This is a genomic window from Rhizobium sp. SRI_017 (assembly GCF_057586295.1).
The window spans coordinates 14,775-40,118 of record NZ_JBYCZP010000023.1; the positions used below are offsets into that span (position 1 = coordinate 14,775).

Sequence of the window (25,344 nt, forward strand, 5' to 3'; positions counted from 1 at the left end):
CGCCTCAATGGATTACAATTCGGCCGATAGCAGAAAATCGAAGCTTGCTCCCGAGCCGAGCTTGACCTCAATCTTCCCCGGCTCCGCGATCTCGAACGCCCCGCAAAGACTGCCCGTGGTAATCACCGAACCCGCCGTCAAGCTCGCCGGCGGCCCGGATCTACTATTTGCATAGCCGAGAAGCCATGTAAGTACGTCTCCGGTCGGATGTCGCGCTCCGGCTTCATACAGCACACGCCCATCAACTGACACATGAAGCGGCGTTCCCGCACACGAATCCAGGAGCGAAGCCGGCTGAAGCGGTCCGAGCACGTAACCCATGTTTCCAAGCCTGTCGTTCAAGAAAAGAGGATACGACACTCCCGCGCCGTCTTCTATCGCGGACCAAACCAGTTCCACGCCGAGATAAACTTCCGATACCGCTTCCGAAATCCCGGAACGGTCATAAGTGCCTTCGGACAAGACAGGGAGGTCCCGGCCTAGCTTTACGGCGATTTCCACCTCGAGCTTCATGCCTGGCCGCCAGAGTAAACTGGGTTTCGAGACACTATGCATAAAGGGATGAAGGGGTGCGACGACGAAATTTCCGGCCGGCGAGCCCGCGACCTTCCAGGCCCCACTGTCAACGCCTTCCAGTTCCGAAACGAGATGTTGCGTTTCCATTGCCATTCGAAGGTCGGTCGGACGTATCGGAAAACGTGCGGCCCGCAGCTGCCTTCCCTCGCTCCGTAGTTTCACCAGCTCCCGAGCCACTTCATTGATAGCGGCGGTTGATCTCAAGTGGTTCATGCCGTCTCCATTGTCGCTTGCGGCTCGTCGCTCACGGGGATTGGTGAAAGGAAGCGTACTCTCGGTTGATGGGCTACCGTCCCTCTCGACGGCCGCCTCGTCTTCATTAGGAAAGAGCGGCGAGGAACAGGGATCCGGACACGATCGCGAGCCATATCGACGCCACGCGGCGGATAGCCGTCAAGCGATCGCCACCGTCTACCTTTGATCGAGTAGCCGTTCCAAACGCAGCCCACACCAGTGCCACGCCAGCTGCGGTAACGCAGAAAAGCGCAAGCTTCAGCAGGAATTGCTCATCCGTTGGAGCCGGCAAGAGGACGAACGCGACGATAAGGGCTTTTGGATTGAGGGCCGTGGTGATGTAGACGCGCTTTGCCGTCACCTCGTCATGGCGAACGACAGCGGATCGCGGGGCCCATAGCCTGATCGCCAGATACATCACCCATGCGGCAGCAACGAGTTTCAGAACAACCGTCGCCATGGGCCAGCGTTCGATCATCATCGCCCCGAACCACGCGGCCGGCAAAATCATCGTCAGATAGCCGATGAGTTCAGCCGGCAGAAGACGCCAAAGGCTTCGCAGACCGCGTTGAGCTCCAGCAAGCCCAATGAGCATGTTCGTCGGTCCCGGCGTAAGCAGAAGCGCAAGAACCGCGAAAAGGAACGTCGAATACCTCATGCTAACCTCTGGGGAAACATAATGGACAATGCCTGTAAACGATCGAAAGCCTGCATGCAGGGCACGCACACCAACTTATTGCGGCATTTCCAACCACTGGTCCGTCTCCGCGGCGAAGGGAATACTGGATTGGCTCCCGCTGCGGGAACAGGAAAGACCCGCCGCAATCGCGGCCCGTTTCATGGCGTCCGTCAATGAGAGTCCGCGATCCAGCGCCGATGCCAGAACGCCAACGAAACAATCCCCTGCTGCAGTCGTATCCTTGACTTCAACCGAGAAAGCCGAGATTCTGATATTCTCCCCCGCAACGCTCGCCTCCGCTCCATCATCGCCGAGCGTTTTGAGAACGCCTGTTCCGAGCGTGCGAGACAGATCCATTGCGGATGATCCGGAGCCCAGCCAGCCCGCAAGTGCTTCGGCCTCATCTTCGTTCACGACGATGAGCGCGCAAAGCGAGAGAACCTCTCTTTCGAGAGGCAAGGCCGGCGCCAGATTGAGAATCGACATGGCGTTCGTGAGGCTGAGACGCCGAAGGAGTTTCTCGATCTCGGCGGGGTCGTTCTCCATCTGCATAAGGACGATGCGCGTGTCGTGGATAAGTGCGTCTTCGACGTCTTCGGAGGACGCGACGAGATTGGCACCGGAGGCGACCGCAATCATGTTCCGGCCGTGGCTATCAATCAGGATCGAAGCGCAGCCCGTTGGCTCCATGACCCGGCGCACGCGACTGAGGTCCACGGCTTCGGTCAAATTTCTTAGCGCGACGTCCGCTAGGGCATCCTGCCCGACCGCCCCGACCATGACGACGGTTGCGCCATCGCGTGAGGCAGCAACGGCCTGGTTGGCGCCTTTACCGCCCGCTTCGGTCCGGAACTGATCGGCCAGAAGCGTCTGGCCTGGCTGCGGCATCTCCTTAACCGAGAAAACCAGATCGGCATTGATGGAGCCAAACGTGACAATCACGAAAAATCCTTCCTGACATGAAGCGGCTGATGCGGGTTGCCTACGCGTGCCCGAATGTGGAAAGCCCGGACATGATCACGACTTCGCCGCCGTCCATGGCAGCCAAAGTCGTGGGTCTTGGCTGAAGTTGAAATGCCGACGTTAGTGTCCGGCGCGTTGAGCGATCGCCTCCCGGAACCGGATCGTGCCCTCGTGAATATGGTTGAGCAGATCCAGAACGGCCCAATGGCGCTCGGTGATGTCGTAATCGGTGACGCGGGAGTAGGCGCTCGGGAACGTCCCAAGCTGCGTATGATAGGTCTTCGCAAGGCCTGGATAGCCCATTGATTCCGCCATGGCAGCAAGGGCAAGGAATATTTCCAGATCACGCCGCAATGGGATGTCTTCGGAAGCGTTCTCGTACAACCATGCGTAGAGATCCGGATGGATATTGGTGAAGACCCCGGCAAACCCCTTCGATCCCACTCGGATTGCCGCCGCAGCGATTGCGGCGTTGGCGTTGACCACGGCAAACCCGGAATCGCCTGACATCGCCACACGTCGCCGGATGGTTTCAAGATCGCAGGATACGTCCTTCAGCGTTACGAAACGACCCGTATCGCGGCAGAGTTTGAATTCGTCGTCGCTAAGCAGGCGGCGATACGGCGCAGGGCATTCGTAGAGCCCGAGTGCCATATCGCCCGGCACCCAGCTTAAGACATTTTCGATGCCGGCGCGAAACGCCTCCGTTCCGGCATGACCTGCGTCCAGCCTGTTGGTAACAAGCACCAGCGCATCGATACCCGTATCGGCCATTGCCTTCAGTTCGGTGCGCTGATCGTCCGCGCTTTCGCTGATGTGCCCGGAGGCGATCACGGATACGCGGCCCCCTGCCAGGGAAACGACACGCCTGGACAGAGCGACACGCTCGTCGAGGGACAACCTCTGCATCTCGCTCGACTGGCATACTGCGAAGAGCGCATCGGCGCCATTGTCCACATACCATTCGACCAGCCGTTCAAGTCCGTCCCAGTCGATCTGGTTGTCCGGTGTGAACGGCGTCAGCATGACCGGGACAATTCCGTGCGCATTTTTGTTCATCAGTGTTTCTTTCATATGGATTTACGTGATGATTTGATATTAGAATAGCATTCCACTAAGGAATTTGAAATAGGGAGATTAGGCGCGTGAGGGTAAAAAGGTGGGAGGACGATGCGACAGTCTGGCATGGTCCGGACTATGGCGCTGAGGTGCTGCACTATCATCCGACGGTCGATTCCGCCGCTGTGGCTGGACGCATCATCACCTGCGTCGAAGTGGTCGACTGGACCGGAACGGGAAGCAGAGACCTTTTGATTTCGGCATGGGATCCTTGTTACGATGGCCGGGTCTTTCTGCGACGCCAGATCGGAACAAATGAAGACGGAACGCCGGTTTTGGGTGAGGAGGAGCTCATCGAGGGCGTCCGCGGCTATGTGACGGCCGTGCAGGACGGCGACACCTTTCACCTGGTGTCAGCATCGCGCATGCGCAAGCAGATCTATGTTTTCCTGAATATCGGTTCCAAGGGAGCGCCGGAATTCGGCGAACCCGTGCGGCTCGATCTGGACGCTGACTGGGTCAAGGGGAACGAATATTTCCACATGGCCCGCTTCCACGACATCGATGGTGATGGCGTCCCCGAATTGATCGTGGGCAGCGACTACTGGGACGACTACTGGCCGAACGGGCTTGAATGGAACGACGAAGGTTATCGCGGTTATGACGATGCTGGGCGTTGGCTGGGCGGTCCGTTGCGAGGCTTCCTTTACGCCTTCAAGAATACCGGAACACTTTCCAATCCGGTTCTGGAGAAGGGAAAAGCTCTGATAGCCGGCGAAACGGCACTCGAGGTCTACGGACAGCTTGCGCCCGCTTTCGGCCGGTTCGGGGGACAGAGAGACAGCCTGATCGCCGGCGAATTCTGGAATATTCTGCATATCGCGCGGCAACGCGAGGACGGGTCGTTCGAACCCACAAGCCTTCTACGCACGCCGGACGACGAGGTTCTCGAACTTGATCAATGCATCCACCTGCCTTGCGTGGTCGACTGGGACGGAGACGGGCGTGATGATATTCTCGTCGGCGCCGAGGACGGCTACATTACCTTTCTTAAGAACTGCGGCGAGGGAGCGGACGGACTCCCGAGGTTCGAAAAGCGTGGACGTGTGGAGACCACCAAACCTCTGATCCATGCCGGCGTTCTGCCAAGCCCCGCTGCCTATGACTTCAGCGGCGACGGACATTTCGATCTTGTGGTCGGAAACAGCAGCGGCGAACTGCTCTTCTATCCCAGCCGGGAAGAGAACGGTTCTATTTATCTCGGCAAGGAACAAATGCTCGAAGCTGGCGGCAAACCTGTCAGGATCGCGGCGGGACTCGACGGCTCGATCCAGGGGCCGTCGGAAAAGATGTTCGGCTATTCCTGCCCGACGATTGCCGACTGGACCGGCAGCGGACAAATGGATCTCCTGGTCAGCGACGTCACGGGCCGTCATCGGTTGTTCCGCAATACTGGCGAGAAGACGATCCCACCGCGTTTCGCGGAAGAGGAGTTTCTCAACTATAACGGCAAGCCGCTGAAAACTGTCTGGCGGGTTCGTCCGGCGGTCGTTGACTGGCAGCAGAATGGCCAACTGCACTATCTCGCATTGGACGAGGACGGCGTTCTCAGCGACTGGACACGCGCGTCCGACACCGAACTGGTCAACAAAAGACACGTCCGGTGGGAAAATGGCGATGCGATAAGATTCACTGTCGATGTCGGCGGCGGTCGCGGCCGGGTGAAGCTTTGCCTCTGCGACTGGGAGGATAGCGGACGCATGGACCTTATTTTCGGAACCCATGCCCGCGCCTGCGTCCCGCCCGACCCAAAGACCGGCGCTCCGCGGAATACCACGAGGCAAGCCGGCTTGTTCTTGTCCCGGAACGTAGGGACGCCGGAAGATCCTCGGTTTGCCTTCCCGCTCCCCATCAGGTTCAAAGGCGAGACCATTGCGATGGCCATGCACGTCGCCTCTCCTGAAGCGGTGGATTGGGCCGGACGCGGCGCTCTTGACCTGATCGTCGGGGTCGAGGACGGGACCATCGTGTGGTTGAAGCGAGAAGAATTGTCGTGGTAGGTAGCTTCGAAATTCGCGGGACCACTCGTCTGATGGGCGTGATCGGCGATCCGATTGCCCAAGCCAAGACGCCTGCCGCCATCAATCCCTTGTTTGCAGCACGCGGCGCCGATATTGCCTGCGTCCCGCTGCATGTACCGGCGAGCGATCTGTCGACCATCTGGGCTGGATTGAAGGTAATGCCGAATCTCGTGGGTTTCGGCATTACCCTTCCCCATAAACAGACAGCGGTCGAACTCTGCGACAGTCTTGATCCCGTGGCGGCACGCGTCGGGGCGGTCAATGTCGTTCGGCGCGAAAGGGATGGCAGCTTCCGTGGCTATCAGTTCGATGGAAAAGGGTTCGTCAGGGGCCTTCGGGCGGAAAGTATCGTGATAGAAGACCGTGACGTGTTGTTGGTCGGTGCAGGTGGTGCCGCCGTGGCGATTGCGTTCGCGCTCGTCGAAGCCGGCGCTAGAGCCATCACCGTGTCCAATCGAACAATGGACAAAGCGGACGCTCTGGCCACGACAGTCAACGCTGCCTTCGCCGGCAACGTTGCGAAGGCGGGAAAGGCGGAGCCTGAGGCGGGCGGACTGGTCGTCAATGCGACGTCCCTGGGCCTCAAGGAAACGGATGCCCTGCCGCTCGATGCCGGACTTCTGCAACCTGGCATGACCTTTGCGGAGGTCATCGCCCAGCCTGAGACCACTCAGCTCCTATCGCTTGCCGAGAAGAGAGGGGTGCAAGTCCATTCGGGAATTCACATGATCACCGGGCAGGTCGGACTAATTGCCGACCACCTTTGCGAACTTTGGGGATAGAAAAGCTGACACGTTAACGCCGCGCTTACCATGCCGCGCGTCGTTCTGATGATTACAATGCCGCTCCCGCAGGAAGTCCTGCGGAAAAACCGGCCATTAGCCGGATCTGTGCACCAAGCATATCATTGCCGTCGAAGGTAGCAGCACCTGCCGCACGCGCGGCGCGCAAGAGCGCCGTCTCTCCAGTGAGGCTCGCAATATCGGCAACCAGCATGTCCGGTCGCATCGCTGCATCCGGCATGGGGAAAACAGTACTTCCTTTGATGCCGATTGGTGAAGCGTTGATCACTATATCATAGTCCCAGCCGCTCGATGCATCGACCGCACGCGCGCATTCACGCCCCGTAACCGAATTAACCATGCTTGCGGTGAACGCGATTGAGTCAGCGGAAAGATCCATCAGACCAAGCTGCCCTACTCCTTCTTCCGCAACCGAAAACGCAATGGCGCGACCCGCACCTCCTGCTCCGACGATTAGCACGCGGGCGCCCCTAATTCGTGCCTTCGCCTCCCCAAGACCTTCGACAAAGCCAGTTCCGTCAAAAAGTGCGCCATGCATACGCCCATCGGTGCCCCGCTGCACGCAGTTCACAGCGCCAACCGCCTTGGCAGTCGGAGTTAGAGTGTCACAACGTTTCGCGGCCACCACTTTGTGTGGCACGGTGGTGCTGATTCCGCAAACATTCGCCATGGCAGCGAACGTGTCCCATGCGTCCGCGAAACGCTCGGCCGTTACGTGAAACGGCACCGCGTAGATGTTCTTGCCAGAAGCGGCAAAGATGGGATTGATCAGATGTGGTGTCTGTACCTGGAAAATCGGATCGCCGAAAACGGCATAGATCCGCGACCCCCCGTCGAGATTTGGGATCGTTGCCTTCATGATGTCGCCTCCTGGCCGAACAGCTGCCGACACCGGGCGATGGCGATGTCCATCACCTCGCCAGGATCCCGTGACCACCAATCTGTTGAGAAAATTTCCACCTCGACCGGCCCTTGGAAACCGGCACGCCGTATCATACCTTCGATAGCGAGCAGATCGATAATGCCGTCTCCCATCATACCCCGGTCCGTTAATATATGCCGGGTAGGTACGAGCCAATCGTTGACGTGAAAGCCTAGAAGCCTTCCCGCGCGGCCGGCACGTTCGATCTCCGCCGCAAGACGCTCATCCCACCAGACGTGGTATACGTCGACGACCACCCCAATTCCCGGACCCAAAGTTTCGGCCAGCGCATTGGCATGGGACAAGCTTGCGATGACTGTACGATCGCCCGCAAGCATGGGATGAAGCGGCTCGATTGCCAGCTTTATACCGATCGTTCGCGCCATATCGAGCAACCGGCCGAACGTATCCTCCACCCGCCGCCGGGCCGCATATAGGTTCTTCTCGGTTTCGTGGAGGCCGCCGGTGAAGACGAAGACGTGATCGGCACCAAAACGCGCCGCTCGCTCCAGTTCCGCCTCTGCGCGATCCAAGTACTCTGGAACGAACGGGCCGATGCGATTGTAGCCCGAGACTGTCATGCCAAAGTCATCAAGTGCCGACAGCGCATCGGACTCGCCAACTTTTGCGATTTCGTCACCCCAGACTGACACTGTCTTTAGCCCCCTGTCTGAAGAAAGACGTAGGAACGTCAACATATCCGCGCGTTCACGGACGGTAGCGTGGTTGAATACGATCTCTGTCATCAGACCTCTCAGAACTTGCATACGCCGAGACTGGAGAAGATCTGGTGGATTCTCTCGGCGTATTTTGCGAAAGCGGGATACTCGCCCAGATGGGCACGGCGCGGGCGCCTACACACGGCCAATAGTCTTACGATTGGCGAGAAGTGATCTTCCCTCCTTCGGACTTGCTAGATATCTCAAGGAAGCTGAATGTTGGTCTCCGAACCCGCTTCCTCCCAATGCACGTCTACTACAGTTCACTTGTTATTGGAATAGCGTTCCGACAATGATGGCTATTTTCGATAATGTTGTCGGCTCGCATGTTCAAGCCAAGTGTTTTTGGCTGCAGTGGGTAAGAGGGCGGCCGCAGTTGGCGCTGCAAGAGCGCTTGTGCCGTAGGTCCACGTCGATGCAGCTGTGTTTCGTTCTTCGTCAAGAGAATCACTTTGGGAATCGCAGCATGCCAGACACCAGCGTGCACCGTTCAGTACCGGTACTTGTCGATTTTTGAGATCAAGCCACCGAATGGTGAAAGGAAGGAATAGGCCGCTTGTATCGGACTGGGCACAACTAGAGCTCCGTTGTGTTTAACAGTCTTTCAGGTATACGATATAAACCTAGCGTAAATAAGGCACTTCAAGTCGCCTAGGTATATCGAAGGAAACCATCATGCTCGAACTGCAACCGCTCTGCTTTTCTTCCGAATGCCCGAGCCGGGCTCTATTCGATCAGATCGCCGACAAATGGTCGATGATGGTGATTGCGGTTCTCAATGAGGGACCGCAGCGCTTCAATGCCATCCGCCGCCGCTTACAAGGGGTGACGCAGAAGGCTCTCACTCAGTGCCTTCGCCGCCTTGAGCGCAACGGTCTTATAACGAGAGAGGTAATTTCACTCTCCCCCGTGGCGGTGCAATATCAGCTGACGCCACTCGGCCATACCTTGCGGGAGCCCCTTCAAGAACTGCACAAGTGGACGTTGGTGAAACTGCCGGAGGTCACCGAAGCGAGAGAGGTTTTCGACGGTAAGGATGGCGGGCAGAAGGCAGCGGACAGGTCGCTGATACAGTTACGCCTGTGACACGAACGAAGCGGCGGAAGCCTTCAATAGACGGTTCGCCATCGTGCCCGCAATGATGAATCCGTGCCAAGTATACTCTGCCCTACCAGCGCGACTTCAGGTGCCTGATTGACGCCAAGTTTACAAAAGATACCTATGGCTCCATCAACAATGATGGAGCTTTCTCATGCGTAACAATCTTCAATTCTATATCGACGGAACCTGGGTACAGCCCAAAAGCACAACCATAATCGATGTTATCAACCCCGCGGACGAAACCGTCGTTGGTCAGGTCGCGCTGGGCGATGCGAGTGACGTGGACGACGCGGTTTCAGCTGCGCGCAGAGCCTTCGAGACATATTCTCTCACCTCGATTGAGGAGCGAATTTCGCTCTTCGACCGAATTATTGCTGCCTACGACAAGCGAGCGAACGACCTAGCCCTTGCGGTGACGGATGAAATGGGCGCGCCGCAATGGCTTTCAGAGCAATTGCAGGTGACCGTCGGCGTTGCCCACTTCAAGATTGCACGAGCAGCGCTTCAGACCTACCGTTTTGATGAGCCGCTTGGCACAAGTGAAGTCGTGCGCGAGCCCATCGGCGTTTGTGCTCTGATCACGCCCTGGAATTGGCCGCTGATGCTGATGGCCGCAAAGGTGGCACCTGCGCTTGCTGCGGGTTGCACCGTCGTGTTGAAGCCGTCTGAAATCGCGCCGTTCTCGGGTACCATCCTTGCAAAGATCCTCGATGACGCCGGAACACCCAAGGGCGTATTCAACCTTGTTCATGGAGATGGACGCGTTGTCGGCAATGCTTTGACGAGCCATCCCGACGTGGACCTTGTCTCCTTCACCGGCTCAACTGCGGCTGGGATCGAGGTGGCTCGCACCGGTGCGCTCACAGTCAAAAGGGTGCACCAGGAACTGGGGGGGAAGTCACCCAACATCGTTCTGCGTAGCGCGGACCTCGCTTCTGCGGTCGAAGGGGGCGTAGCGCAGATGATGCTCAACAGCGGACAGAACTGCAGCGCGCCATCGCGGATGCTGGTCCATGTCGATCAGGTTGCCGAAGCAATCAGCTTTGCCAAGGCGGCCGCCGAAACCTGGTCGGTCGGCCATCCTTCCTCCAATGCAAAGATGGGACCGGTGGCCTCGGAAGCGCAATGGCATAAGATCCAGCGTCTGATCCAGTCGGGTCTCGATGAAGGCGCCACGCTTGTGACTGGAGGGCTCGGCCGTCCCGATGGACTTGATGCTGGCTTTTACGTCCGGCCCACGATCTTTGCCGGTGTGCGCAACGACATGACGATCGCGCGTGAAGAAATCTTCGGGCCAGTCCTGGTCATCATCGCCTATTCCGACGAAGAGGAAGCGGTGAGGATCGCCAACGACACGACGTATGGCCTTGCTGCCTATGTTCAGGGTGAGCGGGTTGCGGCCGAAGCTATCGCGCGTCGCCTGCGTGCCGGCCAAGTCTACTTGAACAATGTTAATCTTGATCTGGCTGCGCCCTTCGGCGGCTACAAGCAGTCCGGCAACGGACGTGAATGGGGTCCGATGGCAATCGCCGACTTCCTTGAGATCAAGGCCATCATCGGTTTCCGCGAGGCGGCTTGACAGCCCAAGCGCTTTGAAAGTGGATGTCCGGAATTGGGTTGATCCGGGCATCCTGCGAATTTCTCCGTGCTCCTTCCCTTATTTGCCAGACGCATTGGTAATGCCGGTGGTGGCTTCGTTGTGGAGGAGCCTGCAGACGATGCGAAAGAATGCAGGACCGGGAAAGGTTCCCCCGCCCATTGAAGTCGGAGTCTCAGGCCTTCCTCCGGCCATCAAAGTCTTCCGACCTGCCCTCTCTGCGACAGGGTCACGACGGCAATGTACAACTCGCCTACGAGAATTGCTTAAGAAGATGCTGGCGGTCCAAGTCTAGGTCGGATTGCCGCCATCGGCTACCGGCTGTCAGGCGCCCGCAGTGATGCGATATTTGCCGGGTGCCACGCCATGATACTTCGTGAAGGCCCGGCTAAATGCAGCCTCGGACCGATAGCCGACTTCCGATGCCACGATCCCGAGTGGTAGTTTGCCACCCTCGAAACGCCGTGCGGCCAAGGTCATGCGCCAAGCTGTAAGGTAGCCCAGCGGCGTGTCGCCAACACGTTCGGTGAACCGTCGTGCAAACGCCGCTCGGGATAGTCCGGCTTGCCCAGCCATCGTCGCGACGGTCCAATCGGACTGTGGGGCGGCGTGAATGGCGCGGAATACCCGGGCCAGTTGCGGGTCATGCATTGCTGCCAGCCAGCCAGGGCCGTGTCCTGCCTGTGCCGCGGCGTTGCGCAGGACGTAAATCAGCAAGCCGTCGGCCAGTCTTTCGACCAGCATCTCGTTGCCCTGGCGATCGCTATCCAGTTCGGCTGTCAGAAGTGCCGAGAGTGCCGCGATTCCGCGATCCTGCTCAATGTCGGCGGCCTTGAGATGCACAAAGGGCGGCAGGGCGGACACACCGATCTGGGCACGGATCGTGTCAGGCCGAAACTGTCCGCAAAAGATTTCCGTCGAACTGTCATTTGCAGCCAAATCGAATTGACGGCGAGCGAACTGCTCCACCGGTTCTGCCGTTGTCTGCGGACTATCGACGACTTCGTGAGCAACGCCATCACTCAGGACAACCAGGTCCCCTTCGTTCAGGGGGGTCATGGGACGCCCTTCAATCCGCAACCAGGCTCCGCCTCGCCGGATCATATGGAAGACCAGTACCGACCCGCCTTCGAGCCGAAAGCCCCAACGGCCGCAAGTCACACTCCGCGCCAGATGATATTTGGGATGGCAGAATATACGCAGCCAGTCATCAAGCACGTTCATAATGCCCTTTCTTAAGACGATCTGCAATCATATAGAGCGTCTCTATCATTGAGCGTCTTCCAGTTCCAGCGCAAATTTGAACCTCAACATCATGGAGGCCTATATGACAAAGACAATATTGGTAACTGCAGCGACTGGCACAGTGGGCCAACACCTGGTCCCGAGACTGCTGGCCCACAGGCATACCGTCAAGGCAGGTTCGCGGAGCGCCTCAAGCAGCCAGGACAATTCGGTCCTGCTCGATTTCGCAAGGTCGGAAACCTTTGAAAGTGCTCTGGCCGGCGTGGACGCTGCATATCTCGTGATTCCCTCCGGAACCGCAGACCCCCTGGCGCTCGGTGGCTTCATCAACGCTGCCGCGGCTGCCCGCGTGAAGCTGGTTATGCAGTCGGCTATGGGCGTCGATGCCAGCGAGGACATACCCTATCGCAAGCTTGAACGGCTCGTCGAGAAGTCCGGCACGCCCTACGTCTTGCTGCGCCCGAACTGGTTCTTCGACAATTTCCATACCTATTGGCTCAAGGGTATCCTCGGTCACGGCTTGATTGCCTTGCCCGCTGGCGATGCCAGGACGAGCTTTATCGACGCACGTGATATCGCAGACGCCGCGGTTGCCGCGCTGACCACTTCGGACCATGACGGACAGGCGTTTACGCTCACCGGCGCCGAAAGCTTCAACTATGCCGAGGCAGCCGAAATACTTTCTGCGGTGCTGGGCCGCACCATCCGCTACGAAGCCGTCGACACAACAGGATTCCTCAACCTTGCTGCAAAGTTGGGGCTTTCAGAAACACATGCACAAATGCTTGCGCCGATTTTTTACCCTGTTGCCCAAGGCTGGACGAGCGCCGATAGCGGGAACACCGCACGCCTCACAGGGCGCCTGCCTCGCCGGTTTGTTGACTATATCGCCGACAACGCCCCGCGCTTCCGTTAAGACTAGCGCCCGGTTCAGCCATTCGGGCGAAAGAGACTGGTGGGCGATGATCTCTCCAGTCTCACACCAGAGTATGATAAGCATTTTTGGATAATCGATGTCCGCTGTCGACACCGGCGCTCCGAAGCTATGCATCTGGAGGAACACCGCACGCGCCAAGCTGGAGCCTGTGCCGCTCCGCGTGTTTTCGCCATCCGTCACAAAGTGTTCAATCGCGGCCGTACGTCGATTGGGGCGGGCAGGCCCGATAATCCAACTCTGAAGGTAGGCCAGGATCCAGTGATCGGGATTTCGGGAGGCCAAAAGCGTGCACTAATGTTCCCTGTCTCTTGCGGGCTTTTTGATTATCAGCCTATCAAAGTGCCACCCGTCATCGGCACTTCCGGCCATTCCCAGACTTGATACGGAACAGGAGACGGCCTCACCACTTGCGTCGTCCGCCACCAGCAAGGTCGCTTCGATCGTGACGATCTCTTCGTCGAGCCGTCCCGCAAACTACGGCGCGGATAAGATGACGCCTTCAGCTCATCCAGTTGCCGCCATCCACATTCAAGGTCTGCGCGAGAACATACCTAGCTTCGTCACTTGCCAGGAAGACCGCCGGACCCGCCATGTCCTCCGGCTCGCCCATTCTACCCGCCGGAACAGCCTCTCCAACCAAGCGCTTCTTTTCGCCGATCGGTCGCCCTTCGTATTTGGCAAACAGGCTGTCGACCCTGTCCCACATTGGCGTATCGACAACGCCCGGAGCAATCGCATTCACGCGAATGCCGAACTTGATGAGTTCCAATGCCATCGACTGAGTAATGCTGATTACTGCCGCCTTGGCAGCGCAATACAGGATCACATTTGCCTCGCCGCGCCTTCCGGCTTGCGACGACATATTTATGATCGCGCCGCCCTTTCCGCCCGCTCTCATGCTTTCTGCAACATACTTCGTTACGAAAATCAGGCCGCCGACGTTGACGTCGAACTGTCGCCTGTACATGTCGTTCGAAATCTCGGTCAATGGTGCCATATCGAAAACGCCGGCATTGTTGACGAGGATGTCGATCCTCCCAAACGACTGCTCAGTTTCGGCGACCATCGATCGGATGGACTGTTCATTGCGGACATCGAGATAGATCGCCTTCGCTCCACCCCCAAGCTCGACCGCCAGCGCCGAGGCCGCATCGGTTTCGACGTCCGCGATAATTACCCGAGCGCCTTCAGCTATGTAGGCGCGCGCGATAGCGGCGCCTATGCCGCGCGCGCCGCCCGTGACAACCGCGACTTTGTCTTTCAATCTCATCGTGATTCCAGCCGTATGAGTTGCGCCGGTGTCGGACGAAGGCTATTTCGTCAATTCCTTCTGGACCATGAGTCTCAACGCAGTGAGGTCCTTTGCGAAAGCCTTTATTCCTTCCGCGAGCTTCTCGGTCGCCATGGAGTCTTCGTTCATCATCCAGCGAAACCTAGGCTCATCGACCACGATCCGTGCTACCGGATGATTGTGCTCTGGACTGAGTTTTCGGGTCAGTGTTCCGTCGGCCTTTGATAGCTCGTCGAGAAGCGGCGGGCTGATCGTCAGTCGATCACAACCCGCGAGCTCTTCGATCTCTCCGGTATTCCGGAACGACGCGCCCATCACGACGGTGTTTATGCCGTGGGCCTTGTAATACGAATAGATGTCCTTGACCGACACGACTCCCGGGTCGTTTTCCGCGGTGAATTGCTGGCCCGTGGACTTGACGTGCCAATCCAGAATACGGCCCACGAAGGGAGAAATCAAAAACGCCCCAGCGTCGGCGCAAGCGATCGCCTGGGCCTTGTTGAAGAGGAGCGTCAGGTTACAGTCGATGCCCTCCTTCTGCAGGACTTCAGCAGCGCGGATGCCCTCCCATGTTGATGCCAACTTGACGAGAATCCGTTCCCTTTCGATGCCGCGCTCATTGTAAGCGGCGATTATGGACCTCCCCTTTTCCACCGAGGCCTTCGTGTCGAACGAGAGGTCCGCGTCGACTTCCGTGGAAACGCGCCCCGGAACAAGTTTCGAAAGAGCGGTGCCGATGGAGATCGCCAATCGATCTGCAACCGCGGAAATCACCCCCTCCGCACTCCCTGTTTGCTTACGTCCCCAGGCAACGGCCTCTGCAACGGTTTCGGAAAAGGGCGGTGTTCCTAGGGCTTTGAGAACGATCGTGGGATTTGTTGTGCAGTCGACCGGCTTCAGTCGCGCGACAGCTTCGATATCACCTGTGTCGGCGACGACGGTCGTCATCTGACGAAGCTGTTCAAGTTTCGAGGTCATTTATGCTTCTCCCAATTGATACGAACCAAGGTCGCATCCACCCGTTCGACACGACTTTTCGGTGCCGACACAAGCAATCTGAGGTGCGTGCGAAGTGTCATTCTTCGAGCGCCACCTTGCAGAGAGGTATCATTCAGCGATGAAACTTTTGTCAAATGATTTATGCAAATGTTGTTGACAAAAGTTTGTGGGCTCCTCACTCTTCAAGTGTCGGTCAGAAGGAGAAAATCGGCATGGCGCGAGTGGATTCCATTGAAGTTTGTCGCGCAGGCCGTGCGCTCGGTGCCCTTTCATGATCTTGGTTTGTGGCGACGCACTGATTGACATGGTCCCGGTCACTTCACACGCAGGCCCGGCCTACCTTTCAAGGGTCGGCGGATCGTGCTTGAACGCATGCTTTACCGCATCTTGCAGACGGGGTTGATGGATAAAGATAGGCTCAAACGAGTGACAAACGCTGAGCTGCGAGATGTGATCGCTTTTGGCGTGTCCGTTGCGTCCGTCACTTGCCAGCGCGAGGGTGCGAACCCGCCAACTCTAAGCGAAGTCCTAGCATTTGTGGATGAGCTGCCCGCCTCAAATGTTGGCTCAAGCGGCTAAAAATTGACAGCATAGCGGATTGGTGTGATTGGAACCCCAGCATGACCTGGGTGGCGACGAGTGTTTTGGGAGCTGAGGATTGACTAAACTTACACGGAACAACCAGACGATCTTGCTCGATACGCGCTCCCTCCGATTGAGGGCCGCTTGGCTCTATTATAAGCGAGGACTGACCCAGAAGGATATCGCAGAGAACCTGGGTGTCAGCAGATCGACAGTCATCAGGATGCTCGACGAGTCGGTCAAACGAGCCGAGGTCCAAATCTGGATCAACGAGGAGCCAGGGGATTGCACCGATCTCGCATTGCAGCTCGAGGAGGAATTTGGCCTGGACGAGGCGATTGTGGTTCCGGGAGAAGGTGATCCCGACGAAACCGCCAGAGATGTCGGTTCCGCTCTGGGCAAGTTTCTGTCGGAAGTCATCGAGGACGGTGCAGTTGTCGGCGTCGGATGGGGCAGGACGCTGAACGCATCCCTTCAAACGTTCCGCCCGCCGCGAAAGGAAAAGGTTCAGATCGTGTCGCTGTTGGGCGGCCTGCTCGAGGCGACCACTATAAATCCGATCGAGTATTCCTGGCGCCTTGCGAGCTTGTTGGGCGCTGACTGCCTGCTGTTCCTTGCGCCACTTGTGGTGGATTCCCTCGAAACCAAGACGAGGCTCATCGAACGTTGCGGCTTGGACAGACTGTTCGAAACTGCAAGCAAGCTGGACGTCGCCGTGATCAGCTGCGGGGACTTCGGACCAGAAGGAACTTCGCTCTCGCGCGGCTTCTTGTCTGAGGAAGATCAACGGACGCTCCTGAAGTCGGGAGCGGTCTGCGACACCCTTTGCCACTTTCTGGATGCCGAGGGCCGGACGGTGGACTCGCCTATCCACGACCGCGTGATGTCGGTGGGACTGGAAGCGGTTTCGTCTGCCAAGCACATTATTCTAGCGTCCGGTGGACGCCATAGGGCACCCGCCATACGGGCAACGATGAAGAGAACCGGGTGCCATACGCTCGTGACGGACGAAGCCGCAGCCAGGACTCTGCTGGAGATCGGTTGATAGGCGAGCCAACCTCCTATCCAGAGGCACTCACGCGCTTCAGGAGTAGGCTTTCGCTGACGCGTGCATCTCTCGAAACTTTTGAAGGCGCTCTTGGTACTCGTCGATCCAAGCTGTCTCGGGTTCGATCGTCTCGGAATTGGGTGGCCGCGCTATTTCCGCGAGAGTGCCAAATCCCACTCCTAACATGGCAAGCCGCACGGCACCGAGAGCAGAGCCACTTTCGGCGGCTACAGCACGTCGGACCGGTCGGCCGAACACGGTTGCGATTAGGCGGCACCAGTACATGCTCTTCGTGCCGCCGCCGATCAGGATAGGGCTCATTCCGGTTTCACCGGCCGCCTGCAACGCTCGATCGGCGTCCGCAAGAGAGTAAGTGACGCCTTCAAGCACTGTATGGACGAGATCGTCCGGTGATGCCGCGCGATCAAGTCCAAAAAGCGCACCCCTTATCGATGGGTCGCAGTATGGGGTTCTGGTTCCATCGAGGTAGGGCAGAAACATCAGTGCCGACGGTCCATTGGTGCGCGCTCCCACTGCGTTGATCGCAGCTGGCGTATCCGACATCCCCGTCAATCGGCAAACCCAGTCAAGCGCACTTCCGCAGTTCAGCAACGCGGCCATCTGGTACCAACGATCGGGAAGGCAGTGAGCGAAGTAGTGAATGCTGTCGTCCGAGGACGAGGTGTAGCTCGCCCTGGCTCCGAGATAGACCGCCCCGGTTCCAAGGGAAATCATCGACGCGCCCGGGTCCACGCAACCTGTGCCGAGCGCGCTCGTTGCAGCATCCCCGCCGCCGACGATCACCGGAATCTGGCCGATGCCGAACAAATCGGCGATTTCGGGACGAAGACGCCCACCGATGTCCGACCCCTCCATTACCTTCGGCAGACGCTCCGCGTCGAGATTCAGAAGCGATAGCACGAGAGGTGACCATTCCCGGGTCTTTTCGTCCAGTAGCTGCGTGCCAGCCGCGTCCGACGCATCGGTCGCGATATCTCCGGTCAACCACAAGCGAAGATAGTCTTTGGGAAGAACGATCTGTGAGATTCGGGCGAAGTTTTCCGGCTCGTTGGCCTTGATCCACGACAGCTTGGCTGCCGTGAAACTCGGCATTGGGCGTACTCCGGTAATGGTGCTCACCTCCGGGTGGTCGAGAATTACACGATCGCACCAATCAATGCCGCGACTGTCATTCCACAGGATGGCGGGCCGAACGGGCCGATGAGAATGGTCCAGCATGACGAGCGAATGCATCTGCCCCGAAAGGCCTATGGCGATCGTCGTTTTGAATTCGTTCGGAAACCTGGCGCGAAGTTCATCGAGGACCTGTTTCGCCGCAGCCAGCCATGTTGCCGGGTCTTGCTCCGACCAACCGGGCCGGACGTTTACAATGGGATAGGCCGCGGTGGCCGTGGCGATCAGAGTCTGGCGCTCGTCTGCCAGAACGCCTTTCAGCCCCGACGTGCCCAGATCAAGTCCTATGAACATGATGCCCTCCCGAGAAACCGCCATATCCGTGCCATCGACACAGGACGTTGTCACGTGCCCTGTCCACATTTGCCGCGTAGATGGGACTTTTGTCAAACTGATTAGGCAAAAGTTGTTGACTTATGTGTATCAGCATGCACATTTGGCGTATGCTTAGTGATGCCCGGGCGTGACCGTCCGGATCATGATGCAGTCGATCGTAGGCGGCTGACGGGGAGTGGTGCCGAATACGAAGATAGGCCGCTGGCCGTTCACTGCTCTCCATCGTCAAGCTATTCGAAGAGGAGGACGAACAATGCGAACATCAGCCTACATCACAGGTCTATTCACTACCGCGCTGGCCGTAACTGGCTTCATGGGATCGGCAATTGCGGAAACCATTACGATCGCAACCGTCAACAATGGCGACATGATCCGCATGCAAAAGCTGACGGACGACTTCAAGGCACAGAATCCTGATATCGATCTGGAATGGGTTACCCTGGAAGAAAACGTACTCCGTCAGAAGGTGACGACCGACATTGCGACCAAGGGCGGCCAGTTCGACGTCCTGACGATCGGCACGTACGAGGCCCCGCTGTGGTCGAAGCTGGGATGGCTCGCGCCCCTCGAAAACCTCGGCGCCGACTACGACGTGGAGGACGTATTGCCATCCATCCGTACGGCGCTTTCCTACGAAGGCAAGCTCTACGCGGCGCCCTTCTACGCCGAGAGCTCAATGGTCATGTACCGCAAGGACCTGTTCGAGAAGGCAGGTCTGACGATGCCGGAAAAGCCGACCTGGACATTTATCGCAGAAGCTGCTCGCAAGATCACGGATCGCGCAAATGACATCAATGGTATCTGCCTGCGCGGCAAGGCCGGATGGGGCGAAAACCTCGGCTTTATCAACACTCTCGGTCATTCGATGGGCGCGAACTTCTTCGCGGAAGACTTCACACCGCAGTTCGACAAGCCGATCTGGAAAGAAACCCTCAGCTACTACGTCGACCTGATGAAGGACGCTGGACCAGTGGGCGCCTCGTCCAACGGTTTCAACGACACGCTCGCACTGTTCCAGCAGGGCAAATGCGGTATCTGGGTCGATGCGACATCGGCAGCGTCCTTCGTTTCCGATCCGAAGCAGTCGAAGGTCGCGGACAAGGTCGGCTTCGCGCTCGCGCCGAACGAGCACGACATCAACAACCGTGGCAATTGGCTGTGGGCCTGGTCCCTGGCCATTCCGGCAAGTTCTGCGAAGGTCGAATCCGCCCAGAAGTTCATCGCTTGGGCGACCAGTAAGCACTACACCGAGCTCGTCGCCAGCAAGGAAGGCTGGGCGAATGTGCCGCCCGGCACCCGCAAATCTCTTTATGAGAATCCGAAGTACCTGGAAGCCGCTCCCTTCGCCAAATACACCCTCGAAGCGATCAATGCCGTCACCAACGATATCCCGCACGACGTTGGCAATTTCCCGAGCATTCCCGAATACCAAGGCATTGGCACCTATGTCGGTCAGCAGTTCTCCGCTGCCCTCGCTGGCGACGTGACGGTGGACGAGGCGTTGAAGAACGCTCAGGACTTCACGGTCAGCGAGATGCAGAAGGCCGGCCACATCAAGTAAGCCTCCCAAGGGCGAGCCGACCTTTTCCTTCAAGAGACAGTCGGCAACGAGGATGCCCGCCGCCTTACCGACGGGCATCCTTGACCATGTTCGCAGAACCGCCGAAAAACCGCGAGCGCTGTTGCGACCACCAGACCCTCAAGAACTGACAGGAACGGAAGACATCATGTCGACCATACAAACGCGATCCACCGCAAGAATCATGATGGCTCCGGCTGTTATCTTGCTGTTCGTATGGATGATCGTTCCGCTTGGCATGACAATCTATTTTTCGTTTCTGAGGTACAGCCTTCTCAATCCGGTCGTCAGCTTTGCCGGATTCAACAACTATTACTATTTCATCACAAATCCTGCATTCTCGATTGCGATCTTGAACACCATATTGCTGGTCGGTGGCGCGCTGCTCATCTCTGTTATCGGCGGCATCTTTCTGGCTCTTCTTCTGGACCAGCCTATTTTTGGACAAGGCATCATACGATTGCTCGTCATCGCACCTTTTTTCGTGATGCCGACAGTTTCGGCACTCATCTGGAAAAACATGCTGATGAATCCGGTCTACGGGATTTTCGCATGGCTCTGCCGACTGGTTGGAATTCAGCCGTTCGACTTCTTCACCGTAATACCCTTGATGTCGGTCATCATCATCGTTGCTTGGCAATGGTTGCCGTTCGCGACGCTCATCCTGCTAACCGCGTTGCAGTCGCTGGACAAAGAGCAACAGGAAGCAGCCGAGATGGACGGCGCAGGCCCTGTTTCCCGCTTCTTCTACCTGACGCTACCGCATATGGCCCGCGCGATCACTGTCGTGATCCTGATCGAGACGATTTTCCTCCTCGGCGTATTTGCCGAAATCCTCGTCACCACGAACGGGGGTCCCGGCCTAGAGAGCACCAACCTCTCCTATCTGGTCTACGCCCAGGCGCTCCTCCAATACGACGTCGGCGGCGCCTCGGCTGGTGGAATCATCGCCGTCATACTCGCAAACATCGTGGCGTTTTTCCTCATCCGCATCATCGGCAAGAATCTGGAGACCTGAGATCATGGCGCGAGCAATCTCAAACAAGCGTCGGTGGCTGCTGTCGGCATTGGCCTGGGCGATCGCTTTCCTGATTTTCTTCCCGATCCTCTGGACGGTGATTACCAGTTTCAAAACCGAAGGCGACGCGATCGCAAACCCGCCCGTCTTCCTCTTTTTCGACTGGACACTGGAAAGCTATCGCGAAGTGCAGGAGCGCTCGGACTATCTGAAGCACGTCTGGAACTCGGCGGTAATTTCACTCGGCTCCACATTCGTCGCGTTGATAGTCGCGGTGCCAGCGGCATGGGCCATGGCCTTCGCGCCGACACGATGGACCAAAGACATCCTGATGTGGATGCTTTCTACGAAAATGATGCCTTCGGTCGGGGTCCTCGTTCCGATGTATCTCATGTTCAGGGACACCGGAATGCTGGATAGCAAGGTCGGCTTGGTCGTCATCCTCACCCTGATCAATCTGCCGATCATCGTGTGGATGCTCTACACGTACTTCAAGGAGATACCGAACGAAATCCTCGAAGCCTCGCGGATGGACGGCGCGACCCTGTACAAAGAGATCGTCTATGTCCTCACCCCCATGGCCGTTCCGGGCATCGCATCGACAGTGCTGCTCAATATCATTCTGGCTTGGAACGAGGCGTTCTGGACTTTGAACCTGACCGCGGCCAAAGCCGCTCCCCTTACGGCGTTCATCGCATCGTACTCTTCGCCTGAAGGCCTGTTCTGGGCAAAGCTGTCGGCGGCTTCGACATTGGCAATCGCACCGATCCTGATCATGGGATGGTTTTCTCAAAAACAACTCGTCCGCGGCCTGACCTTCGGCGCCGTGAAATAGGATATTGTCATGGGAAGCATTTCGCTCAGAAACGTAACGAAGACCTTTGGCGCGCATAGCGTCATCAAGGGCGTAGACCTCGACATCGACGACGGAGACTTCGTGGTCTTCGTCGGTCCTTCCGGATGCGGCAAGTCAACGCTCCTCCGCTTGATCGCCGGACTGGAGGACGTGTCGGGTGGCTCAATCCTTATCAACGGGAAAGTTGCGACCGACCTGGCGCCCGCCAAACGCGGCCTGTCGATGGTATTTCAGAGTTATGCGCTTTATCCACACATGTCTGTCCGCGGGAACATTGCCTTTCCGCTCAAGATGGCCGGCCAGAGCAAGGACGCGATCAACACGAAGGTGATGGCCGCCGCCAAGACGTTGAATCTCGTCGACTACCTCGAAAGAAAACCGAAAGAACTGTCAGGCGGGCAACGCCAACGCGTGGCTATCGGCCGGGCCATCGTCCGCGAGCCAGATGCTTTTTTGTTTGACGAGCCGCTGTCGAACCTCGACGCGGCGCTGCGCGTCAACATGCGCATCGAGATCACGCAACTGCACCATGCGCTGAAGACGACGATGGTCTACGTTACCCACGATCAAGTCGAGGCCATGACGATGGCGGACAAGATCGTGGTCCTGAATGCCGGCCGCATTGAGCAAGTCGGAAGTCCGCTGGAGTTATACAAGAAGCCGAAGAATCTCTTCGTTGCCGGGTTCATCGGAAGCCCGAAAATGAACTTGGTTACAGGCCCCGAGGCTGAGAAGCGCGGAGCGTCGACGATCGGGATCAGGCCGGAACATATGTCCGTCAGCAAGCAGGCCGGAACGTGGAAGGGGCTCGTCGGAGTGTCTGAGCATCTTGGCTCCGATACATATCTCCATGTCTCCACCGATCAAGGAACCATCAACGTCCGTGCACCCGGCGAGATCAATATCCATCACGGAGACGAGGTCTGGCTCACTCCCAACGCTGACAACATCCACCGTTTCGATGCGTCAGGCATCGCGCTCGGTTAAAGGCGAGTCCACCTTACTTCGTGCTCAGCCCAAATGATGGCAGATTGAACATGAAACTCTCGAACAATGCATTGCACGCTCTGGCGAGTGAAGTCGAAACTCCGCGATACGATCGCAGCAAGCTGACGGCTGGGATCGTGCATATCGGGGTGGGAAGCTTCCACCGGGTGCACCAGGCGCTCTACCTCGACAATCTGTTTGCCCTCGGTCTCGACCAGGATTGGGCAATTGTCGGCGCGGGCGTCAGACCAACTGACGATGTTATGCGGCAGAAGCTTGCGTCACAGGACTATCTGACGACGTCGGTCGAACTCAGCCCGGCGGGCGCCCGGGCAAGGGTCATCGGCTCGATGATCGATTACCTTCCCGTGGAGGAAGGGAACAGAGGGTTGATCGCCAAGATTACTGCGCCGGAAATCCGTATCGTATCCCTCACGGTTACAGAGGGAGGGTATTTTCTTGACTCCGAGGGCGGACTGGACGCCGTTCACCCGGACATAATTCACGACGCCGCAAATCCCTCAGTGCCGAGGACGGTGTTCGGGGCGATTGTCGCCGCCATTTCGACACGGCGGGACAATGGCACCGGTCCGATTACCATCATGTCATGCGACAACATCGAAGGTAACGGCGACGTGACGCGAAATGCTGTCGTGGAACTTGCGCGGATGAGCGACCCCGCTCTTGCCGATTGGATTTCCCAATACGTCACGTTCCCAAACAGCATGGTAGACGGGATAGTGCCGGTCACGTCGGATCGCGAAAGGCAACTGGTCCTGGATAAATTCGGAATCATGGACCTCGCGCCCGTGACCTCCGAAACTTACCGTCAATGGGTCGTTGAGGACCGCTTTGCAGCCGGGCGTCCGTCGCTCGAGAAGGTCGGGGTGACTTTCAGCGACGATGTCGCGAAATACGAGCGAATGAAGATTCGAATTTTGAACGGGGGTCACGCAATCATCACCTATCCCTCCGCCCTGATGGACCTGGAGATCGTTTCGGATGCGATGGCCAATCCGCTAATACATGCGTTCTTTCGACAGGTTGAAACGACCGAAGTGCTTCCGCATGTTGATCCGATCCCGGACATGACTCCAGCCAAATATCTGGACCTCATCGACGGCCGCTTCTCGAATACGGCGATTGTTGACACCACGAGGCGTCTTGGCTTCGACGGTTCAAGTCGGCAACCGAAATTCATCCTCTCCTCCGTAGCGGATGGACTTGCGGCAGGATCGCCCGTCACCGGACTTGCATTGGTTTCCGCGTGCTGGGCGCGCTACTGCGCAGGCAAGACCGACAGCGGAGTAAGCATCACTGCAAACGACCCGGACTGGGACCGCCTGAAGCAATTGTCTCTCCAAGCCCGCGCAGAGCCTCTGGCGTGGCTTTCACTTAAGGAGGTGTACGGAAACGTCGCGACAGACGGTCGCTTTGCAGCGGCCTTTGCCAAGTGGCTCCCCATGCTCTGGGAGCGCGGGACGGCGAATACCCTTGGGGCTTATCTCGCGGACTGCTGAGAACGCGGGGTCCCCAGGTCTGAATCCGAGGCCAGGCGGGCAAGGGCTGCGGCTGCCCTTTCATCGGTGATGAAAGTATCAGGCTTCAATCGAAGGATCGATGCTCTGATGGCCAAGGCACGATCCTCGCCTCCGGAAGCCAATACCAAATGCTTGGCGGCCGCGACGGTGTCGAGGTCCACCGACATCACGCGATCCTTGATCGCATGGTCGAGGGAGTTTCCCTCGCCATCGAGGAAATTGCACATGACATCCCCTACACAGCCAGCGCTGGTCAGACCCGCAAGAGCTTCCTTTGGAACATGGTCCCGGGCCAGCGACGCGCCACTGGAACTGAAACTACCGCAACTGACTACCGCGATGTCCAGGTCACGCGCCTGAATGATCAGCTTTTCCAGCCCGCAACGTTCGATAAGAGCTCGCTTCGTCTCTGCGGAATCCACGATGAGGGGGGAAAGGAATAGCATGCAGGTAGAGTCCATCATACTTGCAAGGCGCCAAGCGAACTCCACTGGATTGACCTGACTTGGCTCGACAATCCCGCCCATCAGGGAAACCACTGTCACTCCACTACGGCGCATAGGGTGAAAGCTCGACAACGAAGAGTCGAGGGTTCGTCCCCAACCTACGCCAACTTTCATACCGTCCGAAATTACCTCGCTGAGGAAACGACCCAGTGCTGCGCCGACCGTCCGGGCGATGTCATCGTTCTGCGGATCGGACGGCACCACGATCGCTTCGCTGAACCCAAATCGCTCCTCGAGCAGCAGCGACAACTCCACACATTCATTCGTCCCTTCGCTGAGGAATATTTGGACCTCGTTTCGCTTTTTGGCTTCATCAAGGAAGCGGATAACTGTGGCTCGGCTCACACCCAGGCGATCGGCGATTTCGCGTTGTGTTGTGTTGTGCCTGTAATAGAGCCATGCCGCGCGGATGCGAAGCGATCCGGATGCAGTTTTCCCGCTGTCCGGCGTGACCTTGTCCATACACTGCTCCCCAACATTGTGGTCATCCA

22 protein-coding genes are annotated in these 25,344 nt (G+C 57.8%); 11 read left to right on the forward strand and 11 right to left on the reverse strand.

Annotation, left to right across the window (positions count from 1 at the left end; translation table 11 throughout):
- Window positions 1-12: 12 nt before the first annotated feature.
- The 4 genes from AC2YI2_RS31155 to AC2YI2_RS31170 form a co-directional block, all read right to left on the reverse strand.
- Window positions 13-789 (reverse strand): 2-keto-4-pentenoate hydratase, encoded by a 777-nt coding sequence (locus tag AC2YI2_RS31155; RefSeq protein ID WP_487390429.1) that lies wholly within the window; start codon window positions 787-789, stop codon window positions 13-15.
- 106 nt (window positions 790-895) lie between these two features.
- On the reverse strand, window positions 896-1,468 hold the full coding sequence (locus AC2YI2_RS31160; protein WP_487390430.1) for a LysE family translocator: 573 nt from the start codon (window positions 1,466-1,468) through the stop codon (window positions 896-898).
- Window positions 1,469-1,543: 75 nt separating this feature from the next.
- The gene (locus AC2YI2_RS31165) at window positions 1,544-2,431 is read right to left on the reverse strand and encodes a ribokinase (RefSeq protein ID WP_487390431.1); all 888 of its coding nucleotides are present in this window, start codon (window positions 2,429-2,431) and stop codon (window positions 1,544-1,546) included.
- Window positions 2,432-2,572: 141 nt separating this feature from the next.
- Window positions 2,573-3,511, reverse strand: a complete 939-nt coding sequence (locus tag AC2YI2_RS31170) for a dihydrodipicolinate synthase family protein (RefSeq protein ID WP_487390432.1) — start codon at window positions 3,509-3,511, stop codon at window positions 2,573-2,575.
- A gap of 86 nt (window positions 3,512-3,597) precedes the next feature.
- Between AC2YI2_RS31170 and AC2YI2_RS31175 the strand changes: the two genes are divergently transcribed.
- Window positions 3,598-5,571, forward strand: coding sequence for an FG-GAP repeat domain-containing protein (locus tag AC2YI2_RS31175; RefSeq protein WP_487390433.1), 1,974 nt, complete (start codon window positions 3,598-3,600; stop codon window positions 5,569-5,571).
- Window positions 5,565-6,374 carry a shikimate dehydrogenase family protein gene (locus AC2YI2_RS31180; RefSeq protein WP_487390434.1) on the forward strand — a complete coding sequence of 270 codons (810 nt, stop codon included), beginning with the start codon at window positions 5,565-5,567 and terminating at the stop codon, window positions 6,372-6,374. The genes AC2YI2_RS31175 and AC2YI2_RS31180 overlap by 7 nt, the downstream gene beginning before the upstream one ends.
- A 52-nt stretch (window positions 6,375-6,426) precedes the next feature.
- Here AC2YI2_RS31180 and AC2YI2_RS31185 read toward each other — a convergent pair whose 3' ends face one another.
- Window positions 6,427-7,254, reverse strand: coding sequence for a shikimate dehydrogenase family protein (locus AC2YI2_RS31185; RefSeq protein WP_487390435.1), 828 nt, complete (start codon window positions 7,252-7,254; stop codon window positions 6,427-6,429).
- Complete coding sequence (locus AC2YI2_RS31190) at window positions 7,251-8,063, reverse strand: sugar phosphate isomerase/epimerase family protein (RefSeq protein ID WP_487390436.1); 813 nt, start codon at window positions 8,061-8,063, stop codon at window positions 7,251-7,253. The genes AC2YI2_RS31185 and AC2YI2_RS31190 overlap by 4 nt, the downstream gene beginning before the upstream one ends.
- 648 nt (window positions 8,064-8,711) lie before the next feature.
- On the opposite strand from AC2YI2_RS31190, the gene AC2YI2_RS31195 reads away from it, so the two are divergent.
- Both AC2YI2_RS31195 and AC2YI2_RS31200 read left to right on the forward strand, forming a co-directional pair.
- Window positions 8,712-9,122 carry a winged helix-turn-helix transcriptional regulator gene (locus AC2YI2_RS31195; RefSeq protein ID WP_487390437.1) on the forward strand — a complete coding sequence of 137 codons (411 nt, stop codon included), beginning with the start codon at window positions 8,712-8,714 and terminating at the stop codon, window positions 9,120-9,122.
- 166 nt (window positions 9,123-9,288) lie between these two features.
- Window positions 9,289-10,716 (forward strand): aldehyde dehydrogenase family protein, encoded by a 1,428-nt coding sequence (locus AC2YI2_RS31200; RefSeq protein WP_487390438.1) that lies wholly within the window; start codon window positions 9,289-9,291, stop codon window positions 10,714-10,716.
- Between the two features lie 342 nt (window positions 10,717-11,058).
- On the opposite strand, the gene AC2YI2_RS31205 is transcribed toward AC2YI2_RS31200, so the two are convergent.
- The gene (locus AC2YI2_RS31205; protein WP_487390439.1) at window positions 11,059-11,958 is read right to left on the reverse strand and encodes an AraC family transcriptional regulator; all 900 of its coding nucleotides are present in this window, start codon (window positions 11,956-11,958) and stop codon (window positions 11,059-11,061) included.
- Between the two features lie 76 nt (window positions 11,959-12,034).
- Here AC2YI2_RS31205 and AC2YI2_RS31210 point away from each other — a divergent pair, with 76 nt between their 5' ends.
- Window positions 12,035-12,895: an SDR family oxidoreductase gene (locus AC2YI2_RS31210; protein ID WP_487390440.1), complete on the forward strand. Its 861-nt coding sequence runs from the start codon at window positions 12,035-12,037 to the stop codon at window positions 12,893-12,895.
- Between the two features lie 520 nt (window positions 12,896-13,415).
- On the opposite strand, the gene AC2YI2_RS31215 is transcribed toward AC2YI2_RS31210, so the two are convergent.
- Both AC2YI2_RS31215 and tal read right to left on the reverse strand, forming a co-directional pair.
- On the reverse strand, window positions 13,416-14,186 hold the full coding sequence (locus AC2YI2_RS31215) for an L-iditol 2-dehydrogenase (RefSeq protein ID WP_487390441.1): 771 nt from the start codon (window positions 14,184-14,186) through the stop codon (window positions 13,416-13,418).
- A 42-nt stretch (window positions 14,187-14,228) separates the two neighbouring features.
- Complete coding sequence (gene tal / locus AC2YI2_RS31220) at window positions 14,229-15,185, reverse strand: transaldolase (RefSeq protein WP_487390442.1); 957 nt, start codon at window positions 15,183-15,185, stop codon at window positions 14,229-14,231.
- 679 nt (window positions 15,186-15,864) lie between these two features.
- Between tal and AC2YI2_RS31225 the strand changes: the two genes are divergently transcribed.
- A complete protein-coding gene (locus AC2YI2_RS31225) occupies window positions 15,865-16,833 on the forward strand; it encodes a sugar-binding transcriptional regulator (RefSeq protein WP_487390443.1) in 969 nt (322 codons plus the stop codon).
- Window positions 16,834-16,872: 39 nt separating this feature from the next.
- On the opposite strand, the gene xylB is transcribed toward AC2YI2_RS31225, so the two are convergent.
- Window positions 16,873-18,324 carry a xylulokinase gene (gene xylB, locus AC2YI2_RS31230; protein WP_487390444.1) on the reverse strand — a complete coding sequence of 484 codons (1,452 nt, stop codon included), beginning with the start codon at window positions 18,322-18,324 and terminating at the stop codon, window positions 16,873-16,875.
- A gap of 295 nt (window positions 18,325-18,619) precedes the next feature.
- Here xylB and AC2YI2_RS31235 point away from each other — a divergent pair, with 295 nt between their 5' ends.
- The 5 genes from AC2YI2_RS31235 to AC2YI2_RS31255 all read left to right on the forward strand — a co-directional run bounded on the left by AC2YI2_RS31235 (window position 18,620) and on the right by AC2YI2_RS31255 (window position 24,326).
- Window positions 18,620-19,927 carry an ABC transporter substrate-binding protein gene (locus AC2YI2_RS31235; protein ID WP_487390445.1) on the forward strand — a complete coding sequence of 436 codons (1,308 nt, stop codon included), beginning with the start codon at window positions 18,620-18,622 and terminating at the stop codon, window positions 19,925-19,927.
- 166 nt (window positions 19,928-20,093) lie between these two features.
- Window positions 20,094-20,963: a carbohydrate ABC transporter permease gene (locus AC2YI2_RS31240; protein ID WP_487390495.1), complete on the forward strand. Its 870-nt coding sequence runs from the start codon at window positions 20,094-20,096 to the stop codon at window positions 20,961-20,963.
- 4 nt (window positions 20,964-20,967) lie between these two features.
- On the forward strand, window positions 20,968-21,798 hold the full coding sequence (locus AC2YI2_RS31245; RefSeq protein ID WP_487390446.1) for a carbohydrate ABC transporter permease: 831 nt from the start codon (window positions 20,968-20,970) through the stop codon (window positions 21,796-21,798).
- A gap of 9 nt (window positions 21,799-21,807) precedes the next feature.
- Window positions 21,808-22,806, forward strand: coding sequence for an ABC transporter ATP-binding protein (locus AC2YI2_RS31250; protein WP_487390447.1), 999 nt, complete (start codon window positions 21,808-21,810; stop codon window positions 22,804-22,806).
- Between the two features lie 50 nt (window positions 22,807-22,856).
- Window positions 22,857-24,326: a mannitol dehydrogenase family protein gene (locus AC2YI2_RS31255; RefSeq protein WP_487390448.1), complete on the forward strand. Its 1,470-nt coding sequence runs from the start codon at window positions 22,857-22,859 to the stop codon at window positions 24,324-24,326.
- Here AC2YI2_RS31255 and AC2YI2_RS31260 read toward each other — a convergent pair.
- Window positions 24,308-25,315 (reverse strand): sugar-binding transcriptional regulator, encoded by a 1,008-nt coding sequence (locus AC2YI2_RS31260; protein WP_487390449.1) that lies wholly within the window; start codon window positions 25,313-25,315, stop codon window positions 24,308-24,310. The two genes, AC2YI2_RS31255 and AC2YI2_RS31260, sit on opposite strands and share 19 nt — an antisense overlap.
- Between the last annotated feature and the right edge of the window lie 29 nt (window positions 25,316-25,344).

What these genes read in the sequence shown, in the direction of transcription:
- AC2YI2_RS31155 (WP_487390429.1), bottom strand. Translation starts at nt 789, where the DNA reads ATGAACCACTTGAGATCAACCGCCGCTATCAATGAAGTGGCTCGGGAG.
- AC2YI2_RS31160 (WP_487390430.1), bottom strand. Translation starts at nt 1,468, where the DNA reads ATGAGGTATTCGACGTTCCTTTTCGCGGTTCTTGCGCTTCTGCTTACG.
- AC2YI2_RS31170 (WP_487390432.1), bottom strand. Translation starts at nt 3,511, where the DNA reads ATGAACAAAAATGCGCACGGAATTGTCCCGGTCATGCTGACGCCGTTC.
- AC2YI2_RS31185 (WP_487390435.1), bottom strand. Translation starts at nt 7,254, where the DNA reads ATGAAGGCAACGATCCCAAATCTCGACGGGGGGTCGCGGATCTATGCC.
- AC2YI2_RS31190 (WP_487390436.1), bottom strand. Translation starts at nt 8,063, where the DNA reads ATGACAGAGATCGTATTCAACCACGCTACCGTCCGTGAACGCGCGGAT.
- AC2YI2_RS31195 (WP_487390437.1), top strand. Translation starts at nt 8,712, where the DNA reads ATGCTCGAACTGCAACCGCTCTGCTTTTCTTCCGAATGCCCGAGCCGG.
- AC2YI2_RS31200 (WP_487390438.1), top strand. Translation starts at nt 9,289, where the DNA reads ATGCGTAACAATCTTCAATTCTATATCGACGGAACCTGGGTACAGCCC.
- AC2YI2_RS31205 (WP_487390439.1), bottom strand. Translation starts at nt 11,958, where the DNA reads ATGAACGTGCTTGATGACTGGCTGCGTATATTCTGCCATCCCAAATAT.
- AC2YI2_RS31215 (WP_487390441.1), bottom strand. Translation starts at nt 14,186, where the DNA reads ATGAGATTGAAAGACAAAGTCGCGGTTGTCACGGGCGGCGCGCGCGGC.
- tal (WP_487390442.1), bottom strand. Translation starts at nt 15,185, where the DNA reads ATGACCTCGAAACTTGAACAGCTTCGTCAGATGACGACCGTCGTCGCC.
- xylB (WP_487390444.1), bottom strand. Translation starts at nt 18,324, where the DNA reads ATGTTCATAGGACTTGATCTGGGCACGTCGGGGCTGAAAGGCGTTCTG.
- AC2YI2_RS31235 (WP_487390445.1), top strand. Translation starts at nt 18,620, where the DNA reads ATGCGAACATCAGCCTACATCACAGGTCTATTCACTACCGCGCTGGCC.
- AC2YI2_RS31240 (WP_487390495.1), top strand. Translation starts at nt 20,094, where the DNA reads ATGTCGACCATACAAACGCGATCCACCGCAAGAATCATGATGGCTCCG.
- AC2YI2_RS31245 (WP_487390446.1), top strand. Translation starts at nt 20,968, where the DNA reads ATGGCGCGAGCAATCTCAAACAAGCGTCGGTGGCTGCTGTCGGCATTG.
- AC2YI2_RS31250 (WP_487390447.1), top strand. Translation starts at nt 21,808, where the DNA reads ATGGGAAGCATTTCGCTCAGAAACGTAACGAAGACCTTTGGCGCGCAT.
- AC2YI2_RS31255 (WP_487390448.1), top strand. Translation starts at nt 22,857, where the DNA reads ATGAAACTCTCGAACAATGCATTGCACGCTCTGGCGAGTGAAGTCGAA.
- AC2YI2_RS31260 (WP_487390449.1), bottom strand. Translation starts at nt 25,315, where the DNA reads ATGGACAAGGTCACGCCGGACAGCGGGAAAACTGCATCCGGATCGCTT.